General features: G+C 59.9%; 4 protein-coding genes and 1 pseudogene. 4 read left to right on the top strand and 1 reads right to left on the bottom strand.

Translation table 11 applies throughout. The annotated features are described in order from the left end of the window. A partial coding sequence (gene nadA / locus RJQ10_RS11735; protein ID WP_350146778.1) for a quinolinate synthase NadA occupies nt 1–804 on the bottom strand: 804 nt, incomplete at its 3' end. A 259-nt stretch (nt 805–1,063) separates the two neighbouring features. On the opposite strand from nadA, the gene RJQ10_RS11730 reads away from it, so the two are divergent. From RJQ10_RS11730 to RJQ10_RS11715, 4 genes and pseudogenes are all read left to right on the top strand, one after another. Continuing rightward, on the top strand, nt 1,064–2,773 hold the full coding sequence (locus tag RJQ10_RS11730; RefSeq protein ID WP_350146776.1) for a putative bifunctional diguanylate cyclase/phosphodiesterase: 1,710 nt from the start codon (nt 1,064–1,066) through the stop codon (nt 2,771–2,773). A 112-nt stretch (nt 2,774–2,885) separates the two neighbouring features. Continuing rightward, nucleotides 2,886–4,685 (top strand): two-component system response regulator, encoded by a 1,800-nt coding sequence (locus tag RJQ10_RS11725; RefSeq protein ID WP_350146774.1) that lies wholly within the window; start codon nt 2,886–2,888, stop codon nt 4,683–4,685. A 1-nt stretch (nt 4,686) separates the two neighbouring features. Then, nucleotides 4,687–6,726 (top strand): S8 family peptidase, encoded by a 2,040-nt coding sequence (locus RJQ10_RS11720; protein ID WP_350146772.1) that lies wholly within the window; start codon nt 4,687–4,689, stop codon nt 6,724–6,726. Between the two features lie 260 nt (nt 6,727–6,986). After that, a pseudogene (locus tag RJQ10_RS11715) lies at nt 6,987–7,512 on the top strand (hypothetical protein); the annotation flags it as partial.

The raw sequence follows: 7,512 nt of genomic DNA, 5'->3' as shown, positions 1-7,512 counted from the left end.
GGTAGCCACAATGAAGCGGGGATTCGGCAGCTCCTGTGCGGCACGAATAATCTGCGTGGTTGAACCCACCCGGTCAGCCAGCTCCAGTACTGCCGCCGGGGATTCCGGATGCACCAGTACCGCGGCATCGGGATAGACCCGCTTCAGGTCCGCTATACCGCGCGCCTTGAACTCTTCGTGCACGATACAGGCGCCATCCCACATCAGGATATCGGCGCCGGTCTGACGGCGCACATAGTCCCCCAGGTGGCGATCCGGGGCCCAGATAATCTTCTTCCCCTGAGCCGCCAGGTGCTCGGCCACATCAAGCGCAATGCTGGAAGTCACCACCCAGTCTGCCCTGGCCTTGACCGCCGCCGAGGTGTTGGCATACACCACCACCTCGCGGTCCGGGTGTTCGTCGCAGAAGGCGGAAAACTCCTCGATGGGACAGCCGAGGTCCAGCGAGCAGGTTGCCTCCAGGGTCGGCATCAGGACCCGTTTATCGGGTGTCAGGATCTTGGCAGTCTCGCCCATGAACCGGACCCCCGCCACCACCAGGGTCGTCGCCGGATGATCGTGGCCAAAGCGCGCCATCTCCAGGGAATCCGAGACACAGCCTCCGGTGGCCTCCGCCAGTGCCTGAATCGCTGGCGCAGTGTAGTAATGGGCGACTATCACCGCGTTCTCTGCCTGCAGGCGTGCCGCAATACGCGCCGTCAGCACCTCCTCCTGGGCCGGGCTGAGTTTGTGGCGTTCGGCATTATCGAGGTGTACCTGTACTTGCCGGCGGATGGATTCCAGTTTGTCGGAGGCAATGCTCATAGCGCAGGGATCAAAAAATACGGCCGCAAATTCTAGCACAAATTATGCAACGTCATGGGCAGGCTGGCGGAGCCGGGCGGGTCGATCGGCGGCGCTGGCCGCCGCCGCACCCCCAAACCGGTGATTTTCACCGCCTATCTCTAGAATTTTATTGAAATAATGCACACAACCTTATGTTATTTCTAGATTAAAGCTGTACCCGGGCGTCCAGCTGGGTGACAATGCGGAAGGCACAGCTATGGGACATTCCGGAACCTTCGTGGATCTGCATACTGTTATGGTACTTTCCGCCAACAAGACCGATCACTTGGTCCTGTCGGATTGCCTCAATCGCGCCGCGCCACCCCGATTCCGATTGATCAGCAACACCAGCCTGGAGCGCCCGCTCGAGACGCTGCTGGACCCTGACGTCGATGTGATGTTCATGTCCGCAGGCCCGGAAACAGACTATCTGATGCGCCTGGCGCAAAAAAATGCCCCCTCCCTACCCGTCATTCTGCTGCTGGACGAGGCGCCAACCAGCGCAGCGGCGGCGCAACTGCGGGAGAGTGGTGCCCAGGACTATCTGGTCAGGGGGCAGCTGCAGGACGCCCTGGTGCACCGGATACTCGACTACAGCATTGAGCTGAAGCAAGTACGTACAGCCATCCGCGAGCTTTCCAACCGGGATGTCCTGACTGGAGCCCTGAATCGGGTGGCCTTTCGCGCCCACCTTGAGCGGGCCATGCAACGCTCCCAGCGCTACAGCTTCAAAACCGCCCTGCTCTATATCAACATCGACCAGTTCACCAGCATCAACGATCATTTCGGGGAACTCAACGGCGACCTGTTGATCCGCAGCCTGTGCCGACGCATGGTCAGCAAGCTGCGCAGCAGCGACAGCATTGCGCGGCTGGGTGGAGACGAATTCGCGGTGGTACTTGAAGATGTAGCCTCCGCGGCCGACATGGCGCGGATTGCAGAGAAGATGCTGCAGGCCATCGCCGCTCCACTCGATCTGGATGGACAGCATGCACAGGTCGATGCCAGCATTGGCGGTGCGCTGTATCCCGATGACGCCGCTGATTTCGGAGAACTGGTGGAGCATGCGCGCAGCGCGATGCAGCAGGCCAAATCCATTGTCGGCTGCAAATTCATTCCCTTCAGCGACCGCCTGCAATTCGACATGGCCGGCATCAACACCCTGGCCGCCGAGTTGCGGGCTGCGGCGCGCAGAAACCAGTTTGAGCTGCATTACCAGCCTCGCATCGCCCTGGAGACCGGCCAGCTGGCCGGCCTGGAAGCGCTGCTACGCTGGAATCACCCGGAGCGCGGCCTCGTCTGTCCCGGCGAATTCATCGCTGAATGCGAAGACATGGGGTTGATGAAAAGCATCGGCCACCAGATTATCCAGCATGCCTGCCACGCCCTGAACTGGCTCGCCGACCAGCGCCTTGGCGATATCGTTGTCGCCGTGAATATCTCGTTCTCCCAAATTCAGGACGACCGATTCGTGACCGCGGTGAAAGACACCCTGACCCGCACCGGCGCGAACCCGGGTCGGCTGGAATTCGAGCTGACCGAGACCACCATTCTGAAGAATCCCGGCGCCATCAAGGCCCGCATGGATGAGCTGCGGCTTCTGGGAATCCGCTTTTCGCTGGACGACTTCGGCACCGGTTTCTCCCAGCTCACGCATCTCACCGAATTGCCCATCACGGCACTGAAAGTAGATGCGGCGTTCGTGCGCGATCTGCCACACAATCCCCAGCAGGCTGCGGTGTGCAGCCTGATCATCGAGATGGCCCGACGACTGAATATCGAGGTGGTGGCCGAAGGCGCCGAGAACTACGAACAGATCGAGTTCCTCCGCCACCAGCAATGCCAGCAGGTACAGGGTTTCTACTACAGTCCCGCAATTCCGCTCCAGCAGTTGCCCCGGTTTGTCATGGAACAGCGCTTCAAGACCCGGGAGCGTATCCTATCTTGAGCGCCCGGAGTGCTGCGGCCCGGCGAGAGCCCGGGGTGACCGCAGGCACTAGGCGACTGCTGCCGGTGATGGTAGCCTGTGGGGATAACTCCTTGCACCTGCGCATGGCCCCATGATGCCCGACAAAGCTTCCTCCACGATGCGCGCCAGAATTCTGGTCTGTGACGACGACCAGATCGTGCGCATGCTGACGCGGCAATGCCTGGAAGCTGAAGACATGATTGTCATCGAGGCCAGCAATGGCGTCGAAGCGCTGGACCTGTTTATAAGCGAACGCCCCGACCTGGTGTTCCTCGATGTGGAAATGCCGGGGATGTCAGGGTTGGAAGTATGCCAACGAATTCGCGAGTTACCGCAGGGTGAGTCCATACCCATCATGATCGTGACTGGCTCGGATGATCGCGAGTCCATCGATCAGGGCTTTGACGCCGGAGCCACCCAGTACAAAACCAAACCGGTGAACTGGTCGCTGCTGGGGAGAGATGTGCAATACATGCTCCGGGCCAGCCAGGCCTTCAACTCCCTCAAGCGCCAGGAAGATCGCCTGCGCTACCTCGCCTACTACGACCCCTTGACCAACCTGCCCAACCGGCGCAGTTTCAATGAACAACTCGTGCGCATACTGAAGCGGAGCCAGCGCCGCAATTCCTTCGCCGCACTGATGTTTATCGATCTCGATCACTTCAAACGTATCAACGATTCCATCGGCCATGGCCGCGGCGACCGCCTGCTGGTGGAGATCGCGAAGCGCCTGACCCTGGAGTTGCGCGAGGACGATGCCATCAACTTCCTGGGCGAGGAAGATATCGACGCAGAGGAAGGCAGCACCGAGATTGCCCGCCTCGGGGGCGACGAATTCACCGTTGTCCTCTCCGACGTGCCGGATACCGCCCACGTCGAGAGCATCGCCCGCCGCATCCTTGACAGCCTTTCTGCCCCCATCGCACTCCAGTCCCACAATCCGGTGGTCACGCCCAGCATCGGCATTGCCATCTACCCCATGGACGGTGAGGACCCCGACAGCCTGATCCGCAACGCCGATACCGCCATGTACGTTGCCAAGGCAGAGGGGCGCGCCTGCTTCCGGTTCTATAACGAGGAGATGAACGCCAAGGCCGTCGAGCAGCTGAAAATGGAAGAGGAGCTGCGCCATGGCATGCAGAACGGAGAACTGGAGCTGCGTTATCAGCCCCAGATCGAAGTGGCCACCGGCAATGTGGTCAGCCTCGAGGCGCTGGTGCGCTGGAAGCATCCCGTGCGCGGAATGGTGTCACCCGGAGAGTTCATCCCCGTGGCCGAACGCACCGGCCAGATCATCGAGCTCGGTGAGTGGGTCATGTCCCAGGTCGCCAAGGACTGTCTCTACTGGGATACGCTTGGTTTGCCGCAATTCCGGGTCAGCGTCAATATTTCCCCGCTGCAGTTCAACCAGACCGGGCTATCGCAATTTGTGCGAGGGTTCATCGAGAAATCCCGGATACTGCCTCACCGTCTGGAGCTGGAATTGACGGAGGGAGCCATCATGACTGACGCCGAGGCGAATATTGTCAAGCTGCGCGAGCTCAAAGCCATAGGCCTGGACCTCGCGGTGGATGATTTCGGCACCGGTTACTCCTCGTTGAGCTACCTGAAGCGCTTTCCGATCGACACCCTGAAGATCGACCAGAGTTTTGTCGCCGACCTCAATCGCCCGGACGGCGCAGCGATAATCGATGCCATTCTCGCGCTCTCCAAAACCCTGAATCTACGCGTGATCGCGGAAGGGATAGAGACCGCGGAGCAGATGCGCTATCTGGTGGACAAGAAGTGCGACATGCTACAGGGCTTCTATCTTTCCATGCCCGTCTACCCGGAAGAGGTACCCAATCTGCTGCGGCAGAATTTTGCCGAGCAGCTCGCCTCAGGACACTGATTTGCGCGTCCAAGCACCGTTCCTGTTGCGCCTCCCACTGCTACTGGGTGCCCTGTTGGGCACCGGCTCGCTGCCCGCAGCCGCTGAAGACGCACTCCCCCTGCGTATCATGCTCCAAGGCAATTCCGCTGCCGCGCTTCGGCAACTGGTGGAAGATGCCGGTGGCAGTGTGACCCATGACCTTGCCATCATCGAGGCCGTGGGAGCCGTGGTCAGCCCCGCCCAGCTGGAAGCCATCCGCAGCTCTCCGCTGGTCCTGCGCCTGATCGACGACCTGTCCCTGGACATGTCGGAGCCGCTGCCACCGCCAGACGAAGCCTCTTGCAGCGTGGGTGGCGCACTGGAGGCAACCCTCCGGGCAGACGGCATCGACTGGCCACTGTACAACCAGGGCCCGCCGGCGAAGCTGACCCGGCTGGAAATGAGCTGGCCCAATGCCCTGGGCGAGCTAACGTTGCTGCGCCTGACCACCGGGGATCTGCATTTCGAGGCCGAGCCGGCACCCGCCGGAGCTCGTCGGAGCCTGGCGCTCGAGTTCGCGCCGGAGCAGGCCCCGATCCTCACGGATGTTAGCCACCTGCAGGTCGGATTCGCCCATAGCCTGGACGGCGAGGACGGCAGGCTTGCCTGGGCGCAAAAGGACTTTCACATAAAGCTGGAGTTCGGAGATGAATGCGGCAGCGAACTTATACCCGGCTACGCCGACTACGCTGGTGACACCTACTACCCCACCGTTTCCGGCGCCTCCGAACTCCATCTGCACGGTATTACAGGCCGCGGAGTAACCGTTGCCGTACTTGACTCCGGCCTCTGGGAGCACCCTGCCCTGGCCCTGGATACCCGTGGCAAGCCCCGAATCGCAGGGCGTTATGACGCCATACGAAATATCGTCGGCCAACCGGTCCTCGACGCCAGCGGCCATGGGACACATATGAGCAGCGTTATCTCCCACAGTGAGGAAGTGCTTACAAACTCAAAACCCTCAGGCACCTGGAAAGGCATCGCCCCGGACGTAAACCTGGTAGCGGTGAAAGCATTTGATGAAGATGGCCAGGGCGAGTTTCTGGACATCGTCAGGGGAATCCAGTGGATTGTTGAGCAGCGCGAGGCGCTCGATATCCGGGTATTGAACCTGTCGTTCGCCGCCAGGCCCCGCTGGCCCTACTTCCTCGACCCGATCAACCAGGCCCTGATGAAAGCCTGGGCAGCGGGCATCACCATCGTCGCCGCCGCCGGCAATGAAGGGCCGGACCCGATGACCATAGGCTCCCCAGGCAATCTGCCCTACCTGATTACCGTCGGCGCGTACACCGACTCCTGGACCGCTGAAGAGCGTGACGACGACTACATACCCGATTTTTCGTCGCGCGGACCAACGCCCACTGGCCATATCAAGCCCGATATCGTGGCCCCAGGGGGCCACGTGGCCGGATTGGTGCAGCCCGGCAGCACACTGACAAGAAAACACCCGAACTACATGATCAGTACCGGCGAGCTCGTCATGACAGGCACCTCCCAGGCCAGCGCACTGGTCGCCGGCATCGCCGCGCTACTGCTGCAGCTGGAACCCGACATGACGCCAGATGACGTCAAATGCAAACTCATGAGCAGCGCCGAGCCAGCCATCACCCCCGATGGCCGACTGGCCTATAGCCCCTTTCAGCAGGGCAGCGGGGCAGTAAGCGCCGTCAGAGCGGTGACCCTGGGACAGCGGAACTGTGGCAACAGCGAACTCAACCTCGCCCGGGACATTGCTGGCGAGCAATACTTCGAAGGCCCCGCCATTCTAGATGAACAGGGAAAAGCCAGCCTGCCAGGACTTCAGCGCATGCTAGCAAGCGAGCAACCCGGTGATGGCCCAAGCAGCGATATCAAGTGGGGGGTCAAGGATCACATCGAACGCGAAGACGCAGCGGAACCTGCTCCCGACCTCCCTTTTCCATGGCTCGAAGTCTATCTTTCGGAGCGCGCCGTCATCGAAGCCCTCTCCGCGGAATCCGCGCCCGTAGAAGCCGCGCAGGAGAATCAGCCACACCACTAACCCATTTGGGTCATTGCCGATAAGGCGCTGTCCGTGAAGCTAATTTCCTTATATTTTTCAATCACTTAAAAACACCAGCCTCACAACCCCCGCAAGAACTCGCAGCCAAAATATCCCGCCCCTGAATTCACCTACCCCAAAAAGGGTATGGCGGTATCTTCATAGCCATCCTCTGTATCTTTATAACGAAGTCAAGCGTCAGGGATTGAAGTTGTGATGAGCCTCTCACGGATGAGAAGACTGTAGGAATTTGTTGCCACGTGGTGGCCGAAATTGAGAGAAGAGGCTTTATTATGAAAAAATACCTAAAACTTGTTAAGAAAGCGGTAGGTACTGTTGCGCTTCTTCTCTTGATGCCGTCAGTGGCCTTCTCCGGCAATGGAAAAGCCGAAACAATCTCTAATATAGCTTCAAATTCGGTCCACAAAGTCAGCCATTCTTTGGCAGGCGCGGTCCAGTACTCAGCCAACGTAAGCTACAAATGGGCTGCGCACCCTCAGTCCACCTCTGAGGTAGAGCCAGCCTGGGCAAAAAACGACTCCGCGCAGTCAAGCTATAAATGGGCTAACGCAGAAACTGTACAAGATTCAGACAGAGAACTTAGCACATTCGCCGGTCGCTCGTCCTACACATGGGGCGTGCAAAGCTTTTCCGATCAAGCAGGCTACAAATGGGGCTTCCGTAGCTATGCGGACCAGGCCGGCTACAAGTGGGGATTCCGCAGCTATGCGGACCAGGCCGGCTACAAGTGGGGATTCCGCAGCTATGCGGACCAGGCCGGCTACA

It is taken from the genome of Haliea sp. (assembly GCF_040222615.1).
Taxonomy (GTDB): Bacteria; Pseudomonadota; Gammaproteobacteria; order Pseudomonadales; family Halieaceae; genus Haliea.
Note: the sequence above shows the minus strand (reverse complement) of the source record. Positions and strands in the feature narration are given on the sequence as shown.